Source organism: Paenibacillus diazotrophicus, from assembly GCF_042610465.1.
Window position 1 is genome coordinate 628782 of sequence record NZ_JBGJZN010000002.1, and the last position, 17854, is coordinate 646635.

A 17854-nucleotide genomic window follows, 5' to 3' on the forward strand; every position below is an offset into this window, starting at 1 on the left:
GGATGGGGTGATTCTATAATGAAGTATCGTAAATTGGGAAACACTGGACTGGATGTTTCGGCTCTCAGCTTTGGGGCATCGTCTTTGGGCTCCGTATTCCGTCAGACCGATGACCAAGAGAGCATCCGAACTGTGCATGCGGCCATAGACGCAGGTATTAATTATATTGATGTATCACCGTATTATGGTCTTACCAAAGCTGAAACTGTGCTGGGCAAAGCGGTTCAGCAGTTACCGCGTGACAAGTTTCTGCTCTCGTCTAAGGCAGGACGTTACGGCGAGGACACTTTTGATTTCAGTGGGGCAAGAATCTTCAGCAGTGTGGAAGAGAGTCTTGCGCGGTTGAACACGGATTACCTGGACATTCTGTATCTGCATGACATCGAGTTCGTGCCAGCTGGGATTATTCTTGAGGAGGCTGTACCTGCACTCCACAAGCTGAAAGAACAAGGCAAGATCCGCTTCTGCGGAATCAGCGGTCTGCCGCTGCAGCTCTTCCAGACCTTATTGCCGCAGATTGAAGTTGATGCAATTCTCTCCTATTGTCATTATTCACTAAATGACACCTCTTTGCTCGATCTTCTGGCGCTGCTCCATCAAAGAGGAGTGGGGCTGGTTAATGCTTCGCCGCTGTCCATGGGACTGCTGAGCACCCGCGAGACAGCGGATTGGCATCCAGCAAGCAATGAACTGAAGATGGCTTGCCGGAAAGCCGCAGAATACTGTGCCTCTCAAGGTGCTGACATTGCGAAATTGGCCGTTCAATATTCAACTGAACATGAGGGGATTCCTACTACCCTGGTCAGTACGGCCAATCCGGACAATATTATTAAGAATGCTGCTTGGACCGACGAGCCGTTGGATCGTGTCCTGCTTAAAGAGGTCTTGGAGATACTGGAACCGGTCCACAACAAAACTTGGGTGAGTGGCAGACCGGAATACAATGAATCCCCATTCCACAGTGAAGGGAGAGGATTATAATGAAAGGCATTGTCTGTGAAGAGATCGGCAAGTTTACCTTCCGCAATGATTTGGAGGAACCTATTCTTGAAGAAGGAAAGGCGGTTGTCCGAATCTGCCGGATCGGCATCTGCGGAACGGATCTGCATGCGTATCAAGGCAATCAGCCTTATTTCACCTATCCTCGTATTCTGGGTCATGAGCTGTCGGGGATCATAGAGGACATAGGTGCCAATGATGCCGGACTGTGCTGTGGAGATCAGGTCAGTATTGTGCCTTACATGCATTGCGGGGAATGCTCGGCCTGCCGCAGCGGTAAAACTAACTGCTGCAAGCATATGAAAGTATTCGGCGTTCATATTGACGGAGGCATGCGGGAAAGGGTCTCCATTCCCGTGGAGCATCTGATCAAGACAGACGGACTAACCCTGGATCAGTCTGCAATGCTGGAACCGCTGGCCATTGGGGCCCATGCGGTCCGTCGCTCGGGACTTGTGCCGGATGACACTGTTCTGGTTATCGGAGCCGGACCGATTGGACTGGGTGTAATGGCACTTGCGCGATATGCCGGTGCTAATGTGATCGCGATGGATGTGAACGAGGAACGGCTTGCTTTCTGCAGTTCCTGGGCCCAGGTGAAGCATACTATAAATGCGTCTCAACATCCTAAGGAGCAGCTGGAGGAAGTCACAGACTTCAACCTTGCTTCTGTAGTCATTGATGCTACGGGTAATGCTATATCCATGGCTAACGCTTTCGGCCTGGTGGCGCATGGCGGTTCGCTCGTGTATGTCGGGCTGGTCAAAAGTAACATTACCTTTAACGACCCGGATTTCCATAGCCGTGAACTAACTTTAATGGGCAGCAGAAATGCAACTAAGGAAGACTTCGATCGTGTACTGGATGCAATCTCTGCAGGTTATGTTGATATGAACGGCTATATTACCCACCGCTGTGCTTTAGGGGATATGATCAATGAATTCGGCAGCTGGCTAAAACCAGAGTCTGGGGTAATCAAGGCAATAGTGGAAGTCGGTAATTAAATACTATAATTCTGTTAATTGTTTTACAGTAGCTGACTATACGGCGATTTATATCTAATTCTACATTTAGAAATGAATCGCCTATATAGGGTGTACGTATGCTTATTACCTTGATCACACGGGTGCAGCTAACCATTGTGTGATTTTCTCATTTAACATCAATAGTAACCATTTATTTACTTTAATTTGAAAGCGTTAACATTATTACAAAGGAGTGTTAATGGTGCTGCTGAATTATTTGAAGTCCGCTTCGGAATGGACGGAAGCATTGCCTGTCGGAAATGGGAGGCTGGGAGGTATGGTATTCGGAGGCATTGAGACCGAACATATCCAGCTAAATGAAGATACACTATGGTCCGGATATCCAAGAGATACGAATAACCGGGATGCTATTCATATTCTTCCCCAGGTGAGAGCGCTGTTGTCAGAAGGTGAATATGAGCAAGCATCTCAGCTGTCGAAGCAAATGCTGGGGCCATATAATCAGTCTTATCTGCCACTCGGGGATTTGTATCTTCAATTTGAACATGGGGACATTGCTGAAGAATATTCCCGAGCACTGGATTTACAGACTGGTGTTTGCAGGACCGAATATGCCATTGGAGGGGTTCTTTACACACGCGAAGTGTTTGCCTCCTATCCTGATGGTATTATAGTTATCCGCCTGGAAGCAGCGGATGAAGGAATGCTTACTTTCCGTGCAGGGCTGGGCAGCAAGCTCCGGCACACCGTAAGTGCAGAGCCTGGACGTCTTGTTCTTAAAGGTCTTGCCCCTGAGCATGTGGAGCCCAACTACAATGACCGGAAACGGCCGATCCTGTATGGCGAGCCGGACACCAGTCCCTCCATGCGCTTTGCTGCATGTCTCCAGGTGATAGCGGAAGGCGGGACTGTAACCGTGGTTAACGGCGCAACTCATGTCCGTGATGCGAATGCAGTCACATTATTGTTAAGTGCATGCACAAGCTTCAACGGATTTGACAAGATGCCTGGAAGAGACGTAGAGGAAGTAGCTAAGCGCGCGGCCGAATCAATTGAACATGTGGCCGGAACTTCGTATACCCGTTTGCGGGAACGGCATATCACAGATCATCAATCCTTATTTAATAGGATGGAACTGACTCTAGGAGGAGAAACCGGGATAGAGGAGCGTCCAATTGATGTAAGAATACGTGAATCCGGAGCGAAGGACATTAAGCTATTGGAGCTTTTGTTTCATTATGGACGTTATTTACTGATTGCCAGCTCCAGACCCGGATCTCAGCCAGCCAATCTTCAAGGAATCTGGAATAATGAGGTGCGCCCTCCCTGGAGCAGTAACTGGACACTGAATATTAACGCACAGATGAATTACTGGCTGGCAGAGACCTGCAATTTGGCATCTTGCCATGAACCCTTGCTGCAGTATATCGGAAATCTGGCACAGAACGGCAGGAAGACTGCTGAGATTCATTACGGTGCACGGGGCTGGGCTGCCCATCACAATGCCGATGTGTGGTGCCAGACTGCACCGGTGGGTGATTACGGGCAAGGCGATCCCGTATGGGCGCTGTGGCCGATGAGCGGGGCGTGGCTATGCCGCCATCTTTGGGAGCACTATGAATTCAGCCTTAACAAGGACTATCTGCGGGATAAGGCCTTCCCTCTAATGAAGGAGGCTGCATTGTTCATTCTGGACTGGCTTGTAGAGAATGGACGCAAAGAACTAGTCACTTCGCCGTCAACTTCACCGGAGCATAATTTCCGGTTGCCGGACGGAACATTATGCGGTGTGAGTACTGCTTCTACTATGGATCGAATGCTGATTCAGGACCTGTTCATAAACTGCCTGCGAACGATAGATGAGCTTGGCCTTCAAGATGATCTCACGTTAGAGCTGCAGCAAGTGCTGGATCGTTTATGGCCGTTGTCTGTGGGAGAGGGGGGAAGGCTGCAGGAATGGAGCGAAGACTTCGCGGATGAGGATGTCCATCACCGCCATGTATCCCATTTGTACGGAATTTATCCCGGAGAATGGTTGATGGAACAGGGGATGGAGGTTTTTAATGAAGCAGCCAGACAGTCGCTGGAGATGCGCGGTGACGAAGGCACCGGGTGGAGCTTGGCTTGGAAAATCAATCTGTGGGCCCGTTTTGGCAACGGCAACCGGATATATTCTCTGTTCGATAACCTGCTGCAGCCTGTGGACAGACAGGATTTGAATTACCACCGCGGGGGCGTCTATCCCAATCTTTTTGACGCACACCCTCCTTTTCAAATTGACGGGAATTTCGGGTACACAGCAGGCATTGCCGAAATGCTGCTTCAATCGCATAACGGTGTTCTCCGGTTGCTTCCTGCCTTGCCCGATTTGTGGGTAGAGGGTAAGGTTAAGGGACTACGCTCCAGAGGGGGATATACAGTGGATATGGAATGGAAGCAGGGCCATCTGCGTCAAGCGGTCATTACAGCAGAACATGGCGGCTGGTGCTGTGTGTCTACAGGAAGAGCATTAACCGTAACAGACACAACAACCGGATGTATAGTTGGCACTGGAGAAGGAGAAGAAGTCGGATTCAGGGCCGCCGCCGGAGTGGTATACCTAATTCATGCGAATTAAATCGGTTAACGGCAAAATATTCTTCCGCTATCCTTAGTCCAAAGATGCTGCTGTAAATGCGGCAGTGAAGGAGCAAACACCTACCCAATATCGGGACAAATTCCGTAGCGGGCCAACTTAAATAGAAATAGGGGGTAACTATGGAAAGATTATTCAGAACACACTATGTTCGATTTTCTGAAGAACTAGAGGGGCTTTGGGATTTTGCTCCACTGGATTCATCTGCGATAGATCCTTCTTCAGCCATATATTCATATCGGTTACCGGTACCAGGCTGCTGGGAGCAACATCCGGACTTCGCCTCCTATCGGGGTAAAGGTGTGTATCGCCGCTTCATAAAAGTGAATGCTGACGGAGCATTGCGCCTAACCTTCAAGGGAGTGAGTCATACCGCCAAAGTCTATCTCGACGGTACCCTTATTGCAGAGCATTACAACGCCTATACGGCATTTACCGCACTGATTCCAGAAGTATCGCAGGGTATTCATGAGCTTACCCTATTAGTAGATAATTCTTTTAGTGAAGCCTCTTCGCTGCATGTACCGAATGATTATTATACCTACGGCGGGTTAATCCGCCCTGTGATCATGGAGCTTCTTTCGGGATCTTTTATAGAACAGGTGAAATTCCGACCTTATCTTGGGAACGATGGATGGAATGCCGAGATTTCTGTGATACTCTCCAATCCATTATCCCAAGGACAAGAAGTGAATGTCACCGGGACTTTAGATGGTTATCAAATGGCCTTCGGTCGTGTATGGATGGGTCCTGGTGTATCGGTCAGCCTCAGTAAGGAGTATTCGTTCCCGAAGGTGAAATCTTGGTCATGCGACGCTCCTAATCTATATGAGCTTGTTGTCCATCTGTATACCGGAGATGAAGCTGCATCCGACGATCTATACGAACGTGTGGGTTTCAGAACGGTCGCTGTGAAGGACGAGACCATCCTATTGAACGGGGAACCTGTTGTGCTGTGCGGCTTCAACCGGCATGAAGATCATCCTATGGCTGGAGCAGCACTTCCTGTGTCATTAATGATCCGAGATTTGGAGTTAATTAGAGACATGAACGCCAATACGGTAAGAACAAGCCATTACCCGAATGATGAAAGGTTTCTGGATTTGTGTGACGAATTTGGCTTGCTGGTCTGGGAGGAGAATCATGCCCGCGGGCTCAGCATAGAGCAGATGAGAAATCCGAATTTCATTCACCAGTGTGAGCAGGTAAACCGAGAGATGGTAGAGCAGCACTTTAATCATCCTTCGATTATCATTTGGGCGGTTCTAAATGAATGTGCCAGCGATTTGGAAGAAGGGCGGGTACATTATCAACGGCAGCTTGAACAGATACGTTCTTTGGACTCAAGCCGTCCATTAACCTTTGCGTCGCATCAGCGTGAGCGCGAGCTGTGCTTTGATCTTGCAGATATCGTATCGTTCAATTTGTATCCCGGATGGTATACAGACGAAGACCCGGGTGCTCTTTGTGATGAAGCAAGAAAGTGGGCGGATCAGAATGGAGGCCTTGGCAAGCCGATGATTATGAGTGAGTTCGGGGCTGACGGCTATTATGGGCTGCGTGATCCTCTTGAAGTTAGAGGCACCGAGGAACGCCAGGCATTGATCATTGAACAGAATCTCGCGGCTTATGTGGGCAAGCCATATTTATCCGGAATGCTGATCTGGCAGTTCTCTGATTGCCGGGTAACCGAGGGTACGGATTGGCTAATTACACGTGCAGGTACCCAGAACAGTAAAGGAATTGTAGACCGTTATCGCCGTCCGAAGCTGGCATACAAGACTGTTCAGCATTATTTCGGAAAGCTTCGGAACTGATGGAGCACAGGATTCTGCTGATAGGTCACGGCATAATCAGTCAGACGTATATCGAAGTTCTCCGTAGCTTGCCAGAAATAACGCTTGCAGGCGTTGTGGGAAGGAACCTGATACGGGCAGCCGCATTTGCGGATCAGCATGACATTAAGATATATGGCACCTCCATAGCGGATACCGCTGCCCGTTGCGGGGCAACCGCCGCAATGATCTGTACGCCTAATAGGGCACATTATGATAATGTTCTTGCAGCTGCTGAATGTGGGCTACACTGCTTATGTGAGAAGCCCCTGCACATCCAGCCTCACCGCCAGCAGGAGATGATAGAGGCTTGCAAGGCAAGTGGTGTGGTACTGACGGTATCTTATATGCGGAGGTACTCCTATCACTGGCAACTTATCAAACAGATCATGGATTCTGGAGAGATGGGCCGCATCCTGTGTGTGGACGCTTCTATTAAACATTATCGCAGTAATAAATACTACGACTCCTGGCATGGAACTTATGACGAGGATGGAGGGGGTCCCTTCATACAGCAAGGGGCCCACCTGATTGATCTAGTACAGTGGTTGTGTGGTGGCTATACCAAAGTGCTGGATGCGAAGATGTTCCGGCTCCGGCATTCCATTGAGACAGAAGACCATGGCTATGCAACCGTAAGATATGCAAACGGGGCAGTAGGGATGATTCAAGCCTCCACCGCCTGCAAAGGAATGAGCCGTGAAACCATTGAGATCTCCGGAACCCATGGATCAATTACAGCAGATTTCACGGGAATTCTAGAATGCACGCTGCCTGGCCGAGAGAATATGATGAGATCTGAGGCGGATAATGACCAGCTGTTTGCAAAGTTATGCGCCGATTTCTTTAATGCATGTAAGATCGGTGAGAAACCGTTTATAGATGCCGAATCGGCGGCTATCACCACAGAACTCATCCAGGAAATATACAAAGTTTCCGGAACACCTGTTCAAATCTTCTAGGAAGAAAGCAGCAGAATGGTAGTAGGATATGGAAGACTCGATCTTCATCGAGAGCTACGAACAAGCAAATTCCCGTGCCGATGAAATCCGGTACGGGAATTTGCTTGTTCCATATCATTCGCTATACATGAAGCTATAAAGCCGCACCCCGTGCGGCGGCACAGTGGTCCGCAGCACACCCGCGGCGAGTTCGGCGGGCATTCCGCTCCACAGCTCGGCGCCGGCAGATGCACCGCTCAGGCCGATCTGTTCAAGGGCCAGTTCCAACTGCAGCGTGTTCTCACCGATGTTGAATACGGCAGCGTAGCGGGTACCATCGGTGTGTTCGGCTGTCCAGACGATATGATCCTCTTTGCAGAGCGCTTCTTTGGCCCCGTGGCTCTCGCGGTGCATACGCAGAATCTCACGGTTGGTAAGCAGCGATAGTGTCCAGTCATCATTGTCCCGCAGTTCGCCGCCAAAGATGAGCGGAGAACGGAAGATGCTCCAGAGTGACATCATCGTCAACTGCTCGTCACGCGTGAACCGGGTCCAGCGGTCCTCCCCGCCCCCATCCACAGAGCGGATGCCTATGTGCCCAAGCGGCAGCATGTCACAATCCGGCCAGCAGCCGGCCTGGGGTACACCTTGCCATTTCCGGCAGCGGTCGAACATATCCAGCAGAAGCGGCCATAGATCCCAGAAATCGTCCGTGACCCGCCACATGTTGGCGTGCTCGGTGAAGAAAGACGCGTATTCCACCGGAGCGGGTCCAGGGGAGAGGCTCAGCACCATGGGCCGGCCGCATTGCTCGATTGCTTTGGAGATCAGGCTGATCTCCGCCTGATGGGTGTCGTACAGCCTGGAAGCAGCGATGTCGTCCACCTTAACCAGGTCAACACCCCACTCTGCATACAGTTCAAAGAGGGAATTGTAATACGCCTGGGCTCCTTCTTTAGAGGCGTCCACACCATACATATCTGTATTCCACGGGCAGATAGAGTTCGTATGCGCAATGTCGCGTGCGGTCGCAGTTGTGCCTAAGATCGGGGTGGCAGCGTGAGCAGCCTGCCGCGGAATTCCGCGCATGATATGGATGCCGAATTGAAGTCCAAGACTATGGACATAATCGGCTAACGGTTTGAAGCCTTGGCCGTCCGCTGCGGAAGGGAACCGGTTCTCGGCAGGCATCAGCCGGGAATAGTCATCCATCACGAGCGGGACGAACGGCCGGTATTGGGAGGAATTTGCATAGGGTTCGTACCATTGGATATCGACGGTAATGTAAGTCCAGCCGAAGGCTTTAAGATGCTCCGCCATATACTGTGCATTGCCCCGGATTTCCTCTTCTGTCACGGCTGCTCCGTAGCAGTCCCAGCTGTTCCAGCCAAGGGGAGGAGTAGATGCTGTAAGTTTATGATTCATTAGAAGCTCCTTTACTGATGTAATATTGCTCTTGTTATCTTCATCATAATCAAGGAGATTAGCAATATCTACAGTAATCTTGCGAAGGGGATAGCACAATATTGCGGTTTGCCGAAGAACCAGCCTCCGGTAACTAACGGGCCGCGCCCGGTCAAATGCCGAAGGCCTTCATCGAATTAACTCCCTCTGGAATAGCGAAGCCGTTCAGCGATAGCATCCGGACTAAGGAGTTTTTTTTGATTCCGCGCGGTAGTCCTGGCGGTGAGTCTTATTGAAAATAGGGAGTACCTTTGTTACTCTTACTAATATATTAGCTGCGAAGGAAGGTTCATAATGCCCCTAACAACTCAATGCTTTAAAGCGACCGAAACACATGTGAAAATAATCGGTCGGACTCACTATTACAACGATGTACTGTGGCTGGCACTCTCAGGCGGCGGTGTGGAATTTTCATTCCATGGCACCAAAGCGGAGATCACCTTAAAAGGCGATGCTATCGCCTCAACCGATAATAATTTGGCCCGAATCGGTATCAGCGTAAACGGAAGAAGAGTGATAGACGATCAAGTAGATAAGCCGCTGAAATCGTATACAGTATTTGAGAGCGATAAGGAGCAGGAGGTTACCATAAGGATCACCAAACTATCAGAGGCTGCGATGTCCACGGTAGGAATTCAAGAGATCACTGTCGATGCTGCAGATGGAATTAAGCCCACTCCTCCCCAACTTCATACAATCGAATTCATCGGTGATTCCATTACATGCGGCTATGGCGTTGATGATGAGGAAGCACTGCATTCTTTTTCCACAGCTACAGAAGATGTTACAAAAGCCTATGCGTACCTGACCGCGCAGCGGCTTGAGGCTGATTACAGCATGGTCTCGTACAGCGGATACGGCATCATTACAGGCTATACGGATAATGACGAGAAGCTTACCACGCACCTTCTCCCTGATTATTATGAAAAGGTGGGCAAGTCTGAGGGGAAATTCGACGACCGGTTATTGCCCCAAGACCTGCCTTGGGATTTCAAAAAGTTTGTGCCAGATCTGATAGTCATTAATCTGGGTACGAACGATGATTCTTACACCAAAGAGGATACGGGCAAGCAAATAGAATATGCTGAAGAATATGTGGAATTTCTTAAAAAGGTCAGACTGTGCAATCCTCATGCTCCAATTCTGTGTACTCTGGGGATCATGGGGGACAGGCTGTTTCCTTTTGTTGAACAAGCAGTAGAACACTATACACGGGAAACAGGCGACAGCAATATTACCTCCATGAGGTTTGAAGTTCAGCTGGAAGAAGACGGATACGCAGCCGATTTTCACCCTTCCCGGATCACTCACAGCAAAGCGGCGGAAAAACTGGCGGCCCACATTAAAAAGCTAATGGGGTGGTGAACATAATGAATGCAGAGATGGTTATGCAGGAGCTTGAAGCACTTGGCAAGGAACGGACCAAGAAAATATACAGCTCGAATGGCGCGCAGGAACCGCTTTTTGGCGTGGCCACTGGTGCAATGAAGCCTCTCTTCAAGAAAATCAAAATCAATCAGCCTCTGGCTGAGGAACTGTATGCCACAGGGAATTACGATGCTATGTATTTTGCCGGCATCATTGCCAATCCTAATGCCATGACGGAAGCTGATTATGACAGGTGGATGGATGGAGCCTATTTTTATATGCTGTCTGATTTTGTAGTTGCAGTAACGTTAGCCGAATCAGATATTGCTCAAGAAGTTGCCGATAAATGGATCGCAAGCGGTGAAGAGCTGCGAATGTCAGCGGGCTGGAGCTGTTATTGCTGGCTGCTGGGCAACCGGCCGGACGATGAATTTTCCGAATGCAAAATTGCCGGTATGCTTGAGGTCGTGACCCATACGATTCATGAATCTCCAGATCGCACCAAATACGCGATGAACAACTTTTTGTACACCGTGGCGGTATCCTATTTGCCTCTTCATGATAAGGCGTGTGAGGCAGCGAGGGTTATAGGTCCGGTAGAAGTCAATCAGGATAAGGCCAAGAGCAAATTTATTCACGCTTACGAAAACATTCAAAAGGCAGTTGACAAAGGAAGGCTCGGTTTCAAACGCAAGCATGTAAGATGTTGAGTGGTGGACAAAGCCTGAAGCCCATTCAGGTCATATCACAAAATAAACAAGCCTGACGATCACTAACTTGTGATTGCAGGCTTTTTCTTATTCTCGTTATATCACTGCGCATGCAGACTTCGGAATTTGGAAGGAGTGACACCATAGAAGCTTGCGCATTGCCTCGTGAAATAATCAGGTGAACTGAATCTTCAATAAGATGATCTTCTGCATAGTGCTTAGCCAGCAGGTCGAGAATTTCCTTGATTCTAGGGTCCAGCGTCTTTGATGGCTTCCAGATTCGACGGGTACCTGGCCGAAGACTTGTTCTGACTGGAGTTTAGCCTTTCGGGATTTTTCGGTAACTGGAGGGAGAGAAGCCCGAAATCTTCTTGAAGAGCCGGGAGAAATAATAGGGATCATTAATACCCACTGCAGAGCTGACTTCTTTAATGCTAAGCTCGGTAAGATCCAGAAGATGGCCTGCCCGCTGAATTTTGAGCCGTAAAAAATACTCGATCGGGGAGACGCCAGTCTCGGAATTAAACAAATAGATTAGATGCTGTTTGGATACCCCGACATGATTAGCCAGGTCCGCGAGAGAAATGGAGCTGCTCATACGCCCGTTCATATACTGGATCGCCTGCTCCAAATAAGTTTCGCGCTTCTTCTCCTGTGCCGACTTCCCCGTATTTAATCCGATTCCGGAGAGCAGCTGCCTTGCAGTCTGGGCCACATGTACATGGGTGGTCAGGGCATAGGTCCGCTCGGCCAATATTTCAAAGGTCGGAATGAACCATTCAATTAGACGAGCCTTACCACTTGGTGATAAGGAGAGCGGTGCACTAGACAAACCAAACAGCTTCACCAATCTATTCGCATGGCTGCCTTTAAAATGAAACCAATAGATACTCCATGGTCTCTCCTGCATTGCCCCGTAGCGGTGAGCGGTGTCAGGAGGGATGATCATCATGTCACCTTGCTGCAGGTTCATTCGTTCTCCATAATTCAACTCAATCCAGCCCTCTCCTGCTTCGCAAAAGATGAATATATGCGACGGACTGCCTTCCAGCCGTTCCCTGAAATGATACTCGGCATTAGGGAAGTATCCAATGTCCGTAATAAATAAGGAGGAAGTCAGTTCCTCCTGTTCGAGTTCTTTCATCCAGTATTCCGGGAGTACATATAATTTCTCCTCGACAAACCCTTCAGGCTTGCGAATGTTGTCATTAGTCATTCCAGTACCCCCCGTAATTAATCATCAGAATAAGAATATAATCCATCACTTCCCGCATTTCGTCAATTGGAACCTTCCTTGCCAGAAGATACAGTATAACTATCAAGATTAGGGAGGCAGTTCAAACATGAAGCATGAAGCTATGGATCATACACTGGAGACGGCTCCAACAGGATCTGGCGAAGTACAGGTATGGGAGACGAACGTGTTGATTCCTACATATGAGGCAGGTGAAGCTGACCCCAATCCTATGTTTCTGGAGAAAAGAGTCTATCAGGGAAGTTCAGGCCGTGTGTATCCGCATCCGGTGATCGAGAGCATCTCGGATGTGAAGCATGATAAGAATTACAAGTTGGTGATTCTGGAGAATGAATATGTCCGTATCGAGATCATGCCTGAAATTGGCGGAAGAATCTATCGTGCGCTCGACAAGACGAACAATTATGATTTCGTCTATTATAACCGTGTAATTAAACCTGCACTGGTTGGCCTTGCAGGCCCATGGATATCGGGAGGCATTGAATTTAACTGGCCGCAGCATCACCGGCCGAATACGTTCGGTCCGGTCGAATACAAATTCGAAGCAACAGACAATGGAAGCGCTACAGTGTGGGTGAGCGAAATTGATCGGATGTATGGCACGAAGGTAACTGCTACATTTAAGCTCTATCCGGGCAAGGCTTACTTGGAGATCAACGCTCAATTATACAACCGGACACCTGAGCCGCAGACCTTCCTGTGGTGGGCTAATCCGGCCGTAGCTGTGAATGATCATACGCAATCCGTATTTCCACCAGATGTTACGGCAGTATTTGATCATGGCAAAAGAGATGTCTCGCGTTTCCCGATAGCTACCGGAACCTATTACAAACAGGATTATTCGGAAGGCGTGGATATTTCCCGTTATAAGAACATTCCGGTTCCGACTTCGTATATGGCTTACAAATCCGATTATAATTTCGTTGGCGGCTATGATCACGGGGTCGGAGCGGGGCTGCTCCATGTGGCGAATCATCATATCTCACCAGGGAAGAAACAGTGGACCTGGGGGAACGGAGAGTTCGGCCAGGCATGGGACCGTCAATTGACAGATGAAGATGGTCCATACATCGAACTTATGACCGGAGTGTATACAGATAATCAGCCTGACTTCACTTGGCTGCAGCCTTATGAGGAGAANGATGGTCCATACATCGAACTTATGACCGGAGTGTATACAGATAATCAGCCTGACTTCACTTGGCTGCAGCCTTATGAGGAGAAGACCTTCACTCAATATTTCATGCCTTACAAAAGCATCGGCGTCGTAAAAAATGCTTCGATTGAAGTAGCCGTTAATCTGGAAGTTGATGCTGACACCGGGCAGGCAGTAATCAAGGTATATGCGACCTCGTTACTTGAACAGGCGGTCGTGGAATTAAGCGGATCAGCAAGCCGGTATCTGCAGGAAACAGTGAAGTTATCCCCTGTAGATGTGTTCGAAACGGTTGTAACGCTTGGCAGCGGAGAGCAGGAGCATGATTTGAAACTGTCTGTTCGTAATGCCGAGGGCAGGTTGTTGATCTCATATCAACCGAAACGGCCGGATATTGAGCGGGTCCCTGATGCCGCCAAACCACTGGCAGCCCCCGAAGAACTGCGTTCAGCGGAGGAACTGTATCTGGCGGGCTTGCATCTGGAGCAATACCGGCATGCTACGTTTGAGCCTGAAGCCTACTATTTGGAGGGATTGAAGCGGGACAGTGGCGATATCCGGCTGAATGTAGCTTATGGAACTTTGCTGCTTCGCCGCGGGCTATATACAGACAGCGAGAAGTATTTCCGCAAAGCGATCGAACGTCTGACCTGGCGCAACACGAACCCGTATGACAGTGAGGCATACTATCAGTTAGGACTAGCGCTCCGCGGACAGAAGCGGATTGATGAGGCATTTACTGCTTTTCATAAATCGGTATGGTCTGCGGCGTGGCAGGATGCGGGGTACTTCTCACTTGCTCAAATCTCCAGCCTGAAAGGCCAGTATGCCGAGGCACTGGAGCAGGTAGAGCGCTCCCTGATCCGCAATTCACGAAATTACAAGGCCCGTAATCTGAAGGCTGCTATGCTGCGAAAGCTGGGATGGATCGATCAAGCAAAGAACTACGCGCTTGAAACTATTGAATTAGATGCCGCGGATTTCGGAGCTTATCATGAACTGTCGCTTGCTCATGCAGCTTTGGGAGATAACACTGCTGCAGAGAGCATTCTGGCTGAACTACAGCAACTGATGAGAAATGACGCACATAACTATCTCAATGTCATTGCAGATTATATGAACTGTGGTCTCTTTGAAGAAGCCATTGCCTTAGGGGAAAAGGCAATAAGTCAGAAGGAGAAGGACACTGTCTATCCGATGCTGTATTATGCACTTGGTGAATTATATCAGCATACAGGACAACATGAACAAGCTCAGGATGCTCGCAGCAAGGGACAATCAGCTAATCCAACCTATTGTTTCCCGAACACCCTGTTTGAACTTGAGCTGTTGGAAAGCGCAGCCGGAGCCAATCCGGAAGACGACAAGGCCCATTATTATCTCGGGAATTTCTATTATGACAAGAAACGGCCTGAGGAGGCGATGGCAAGCTGGGAGCGATCTCGCGAACTGCGGGATGATTATCCGACAGTACATCGCAATCTGGGTCTGGCTTATTTCAACAAGCAGAATAATCCGCAAGCGGCATTAGCCTCGCTGGAGAAGGCCTTTGTATGTGCACCGAAGGATGTGCGTATTCTGTTTGAACTGGATCAACTGCGCAAGAAGCTGGCTTGGTCTGCGGAGGAACGCCTTCATATCCTTGAAGAACACCGGGAGTTAATTGTGAAAAGGGACGATTTTTATATTGAATATGTCACCTTGCTGAACAATCTTGGACGTTATCAAGAGGCTATCGCTGCCTTGTCTCTGCGCAATTTCCATCCTTGGGAAGGTGGGGAAGGAAAAGTAACCGGACAATACAAATTTGCATGTACCGAGCTTGGCAAGAAAGCGCTACTGAGCAGTCAGTATGAAACAGCTGTCCAGCATTTACAGCAGGCACTCGTCTATCCGCTGAATCTCGGTGAAGGTAAGCTGGAAGGAGCCCAGGAGAATAATATCTATTATTATCTCGGCATGGCCTACGAAGGTCTTCAGCGGGAACAAGAAGCCATCGAGAGTTACACTATAGCTTCACATGGGCTGGCTGAGCCTACAAGCGCGATGTTCTACAATGACCAGCCGCCGGAAATGATCTTCTATCAAGGACTGGCCTGGTTGAAGCTCCATAACGAGAAGGAAGCCAGACGCCGCTTCAATAAACTGATTGATTATGCAGAAAAGCATATTTTTGACGACATCAAGATCGATTATTTCGCCGTATCTCTACCGGACTTCCTGGTGTTTGAAGATGACCTGAACCGGCGAAATGAAATCCATTGCAGGTACATGAGAGGTCTTGGACTTTTGGGACTTGGTCGTGACGAAGAAGCTGGTAACGAATTCGATACAGCTCTGGACATGGAACCTAATCATCAAGGGGCTATGGTTCATCACTGTTTATGCGGTGCAAAACTCATCTGATCAGCTAGAGTTACAATACACAGAAGGAAGGTTGCGGATATCTTGATCAATGAAGGACGTTACACGACAAGACTGGAGGCGGACTGGAATTTCCAGCCCGATCTTCTTAACCAAGGTGAACTGGAAGGATGGCAGGCTTCAGGCTTGCCTTCTCCGGCCCCGGTATCTGTTCCGCATACCTGGAATGTACAGGAGGGTCTTGAGGAATACCGCGGGGCGGGCTGGTATGAACAAACGCTAACAATCCCAGACGAGTGGAAGGATTGCCGGATACGGCTTTCCTTTGAAGGAGTCTACCGCGATTCTGATATTTGGGTGAATGGGGTAAAGGCAGGCAGCCACTACAACTCCGGCTATACGCCGTTTGAAGTCGACCTTACTCCGCATATTCACATGGCCGGCGAGAACCGTCTTGTAATCAGAGTGGACAACAGTAATAGTGATGTGGCGTTGCCCCAAGGCAACAGCTTTGACTGGGCAGATGATGGTGGTCTGATCCGGCCGGTAACACTTGTCGTAACCGGCTTCATGGCCATTCAGCACATCTGGATCGAACCTGAGGTTTGCTTCACTGATAATGGCAGCCAAGCAGGAGGTAAGCTGTCTGCTGCTATCAAGCTTTGCGTACCGCCGGCCGGTGAGCTCAGTGCTGACGTTGCCGTCTATCGCAATGAAATCCGGATGTGGCAGAGGACCGAAGAAATCACAGGCGGGACCTTGTCCTGGAGTATTGCAGATATTCTGCTGCCGGAGGTCGATTTATGGCACTTCGACCATCCGCATTTATACCAGCTTGAAGTTGTGCTGCGTACAGGGGATCAGATTCATGACCGGGTAGTCCGCTCATTTGGCTTCCGGGAGATTGTCGTGAAGGGACATGAGCTGTGGCTGAACCGTGAACCGGTCCGTCTGATGGGTGTGGAGTGGATGCCCGGCTCGAGTCCGGAGACTGGAATGGCCGAGAAGCAGGAAGACCTTGTTGCGATGCTGGAGAGATTGAAGGAAGCCAACTGTGTCATCACACGTTTCCACTGGCAGCAGGGAAATGAGCTGTTAGACTGGTGTGACCGCAACGGTCTCCTGGTACAAGAGGAGATTCCGCATTGGCAGCAGCCGGCAGAGCCGGGGAAGGATTCATTCATGTTGGCCTTGGCTCAAGCCAAAGAGATGATTGGTGGTCATGCTCATCATCCGTGTATTTTTGCCTGGGGAATGGGCAATGAGCTGGATGGCCAATCGGAGATCACCCGGACTTACATGGAACAGCTCAAGGAGGAGCTTCTGCAGCTGGACCCAAGCAGGCTTATCAACTATGTAAGCAACAGTATTCACTTTCAGCCGGGCAGCGATGCCACGGGTGCCGGGGATCTGTTAATGTGGAACGATTACATCGGGACCTGGCATGGCGATTTGGATGAGCATGAGGTAATCCAGCAGATTATTGCCGATTATCCCGACAAGCCCATTGTGGTGGCTGAATATGGACTTTGTGAGCCGGTTTATGAAGGCGGGGACGCTAGACGAATCGGGATACTTTTGCAAAAAACAGATATCTACCGCCAGTATCCTCAGTTTGCGGCTTTAATCTTTTTCAGTTTGAATGATTACCGGACTCAAATGGGAGAAGACGGTGAAGGTAAGCTGAAGCAGCGGGTTCATGGTTCTGTAGATATTCATAACCGGGTGAAGCCGTCGTTTGCGGCGTTGCGTGAGATTTCTTCACCGCTCTTGCTGGAAGAAGAACCCGTATGGGACGAAGGTGAGCTCAAGTTGACCCTGAAATGCCGGAATGATATTCCCAGCTATGCTGTACAAGACTATTACCTCATTGTGTCTTCGGCTGATACAGAAGTAGCCAGACTGGTGATTCCTGAGATGCAGCCGGGAGATATCCTTACAATGCGCATCTCTGTACCAGTAAATCCTGTGCGGAAGCAGATGCTTACCATCTATCGTCCGACTGGCTTCAGCGCACTTGAACTGAAATTGCATAAATAAACACAATTGAAATACCCGGCGATCGCTGAAGATCTGCCGGATATTTTGTTAGGATGCTGATTTTTCTGCACATGTTAGGAATTCTAAGTCGATCGTAACTT

The 17854-nt window shown here is 49.3% G+C and carries 11 protein-coding genes; 9 read left to right on the forward strand and 2 right to left on the reverse strand.

Features of this window, described 5'->3' with window-relative positions:
- Window positions 1-18: 18 nt before the first annotated feature.
- From ACAN54_RS14090 to ACAN54_RS14110, 5 genes are all read left to right on the forward strand, one after another.
- The gene (locus tag ACAN54_RS14090; protein ID WP_379155777.1) at window positions 19-981 is read left to right on the forward strand and encodes an aldo/keto reductase; all 963 of its coding nucleotides are present in this window, start codon (window positions 19-21) and stop codon (window positions 979-981) included.
- Window positions 981-2003 carry a zinc-binding alcohol dehydrogenase family protein gene (locus ACAN54_RS14095; RefSeq protein ID WP_379155781.1) on the forward strand — a complete coding sequence of 341 codons (1023 nt, stop codon included), beginning with the start codon at window positions 981-983 and terminating at the stop codon, window positions 2001-2003. The genes ACAN54_RS14090 and ACAN54_RS14095 overlap by 1 nt, the downstream gene beginning before the upstream one ends.
- A gap of 223 nt (window positions 2004-2226) precedes the next feature.
- Window positions 2227-4602 (forward strand): glycoside hydrolase family 95 protein, encoded by a 2376-nt coding sequence (locus tag ACAN54_RS14100; protein WP_379155784.1) that lies wholly within the window; start codon window positions 2227-2229, stop codon window positions 4600-4602.
- Window positions 4603-4742: 140 nt separating this feature from the next.
- Complete coding sequence (locus ACAN54_RS14105; RefSeq protein ID WP_379155787.1) at window positions 4743-6437, forward strand: glycoside hydrolase family 2 protein; 1695 nt, start codon at window positions 4743-4745, stop codon at window positions 6435-6437.
- On the forward strand, window positions 6437-7417 hold the full coding sequence (locus ACAN54_RS14110; protein ID WP_379155791.1) for a Gfo/Idh/MocA family protein: 981 nt from the start codon (window positions 6437-6439) through the stop codon (window positions 7415-7417). The genes ACAN54_RS14105 and ACAN54_RS14110 overlap by 1 nt, the downstream gene beginning before the upstream one ends.
- A 114-nt stretch (window positions 7418-7531) precedes the next feature.
- Here the strand turns inward: ACAN54_RS14110 and ACAN54_RS14115 are convergent, their stop codons facing one another.
- Window positions 7532-8821, reverse strand: coding sequence for a glycoside hydrolase family 27 protein (locus tag ACAN54_RS14115; RefSeq protein WP_379155796.1), 1290 nt, complete (start codon window positions 8819-8821; stop codon window positions 7532-7534).
- 375 nt (window positions 8822-9196) lie between these two features.
- On the opposite strand from ACAN54_RS14115, the gene ACAN54_RS14120 reads away from it, so the two are divergent.
- Entirely contained in the window at window positions 9197-10225 is a 1029-nt protein-coding gene (locus tag ACAN54_RS14120; RefSeq protein WP_379155798.1) for an SGNH/GDSL hydrolase family protein, read from the forward strand.
- Between the two features lie 5 nt (window positions 10226-10230).
- Complete coding sequence (locus ACAN54_RS14125) at window positions 10231-10938, forward strand: DNA alkylation repair protein (protein ID WP_379155801.1); 708 nt, start codon at window positions 10231-10233, stop codon at window positions 10936-10938.
- A 319-nt stretch (window positions 10939-11257) separates the two neighbouring features.
- Here ACAN54_RS14125 and ACAN54_RS14130 read toward each other — a convergent pair whose 3' ends face one another.
- On the reverse strand, window positions 11258-12154 hold the full coding sequence (locus ACAN54_RS14130) for an AraC family transcriptional regulator (RefSeq protein WP_379155804.1): 897 nt from the start codon (window positions 12152-12154) through the stop codon (window positions 11258-11260).
- Between the two features lie 142 nt (window positions 12155-12296).
- Between ACAN54_RS14130 and ACAN54_RS14135 the strand changes: the two genes are divergently transcribed.
- Window positions 12297-15755 carry a DUF5107 domain-containing protein gene (locus tag ACAN54_RS14135; protein WP_489685742.1) on the forward strand — a complete coding sequence of 1153 codons (3459 nt, stop codon included), beginning with the start codon at window positions 12297-12299 and terminating at the stop codon, window positions 15753-15755.
- A gap of 42 nt (window positions 15756-15797) precedes the next feature.
- The gene (locus tag ACAN54_RS14140) at window positions 15798-17753 is read left to right on the forward strand and encodes a glycoside hydrolase family 2 protein (RefSeq protein WP_379155811.1); all 1956 of its coding nucleotides are present in this window, start codon (window positions 15798-15800) and stop codon (window positions 17751-17753) included.
- The last annotated feature ends 101 nt before the right edge of the window (window positions 17754-17854 follow it).

Coding starts and splice junctions, on each gene's coding strand:
- ACAN54_RS14090 (WP_379155777.1), top strand. CDS start 19: ATGAAGTATCGTAAATTGGGAAACACTGGACTGGATGTTTCGGCTCTC.
- ACAN54_RS14095 (WP_379155781.1), top strand. CDS start 981: ATGAAAGGCATTGTCTGTGAAGAGATCGGCAAGTTTACCTTCCGCAAT.
- ACAN54_RS14105 (WP_379155787.1), top strand. CDS start 4,743: ATGGAAAGATTATTCAGAACACACTATGTTCGATTTTCTGAAGAACTA.
- ACAN54_RS14110 (WP_379155791.1), top strand. CDS start 6,437: ATGGAGCACAGGATTCTGCTGATAGGTCACGGCATAATCAGTCAGACG.
- ACAN54_RS14115 (WP_379155796.1), bottom strand. CDS start 8,821: ATGAATCATAAACTTACAGCATCTACTCCTCCCCTTGGCTGGAACAGC.
- ACAN54_RS14125 (WP_379155801.1), top strand. CDS start 10,231: ATGAATGCAGAGATGGTTATGCAGGAGCTTGAAGCACTTGGCAAGGAA.
- ACAN54_RS14130 (WP_379155804.1), bottom strand. CDS start 12,154: ATGACTAATGACAACATTCGCAAGCCTGAAGGGTTTGTCGAGGAGAAA.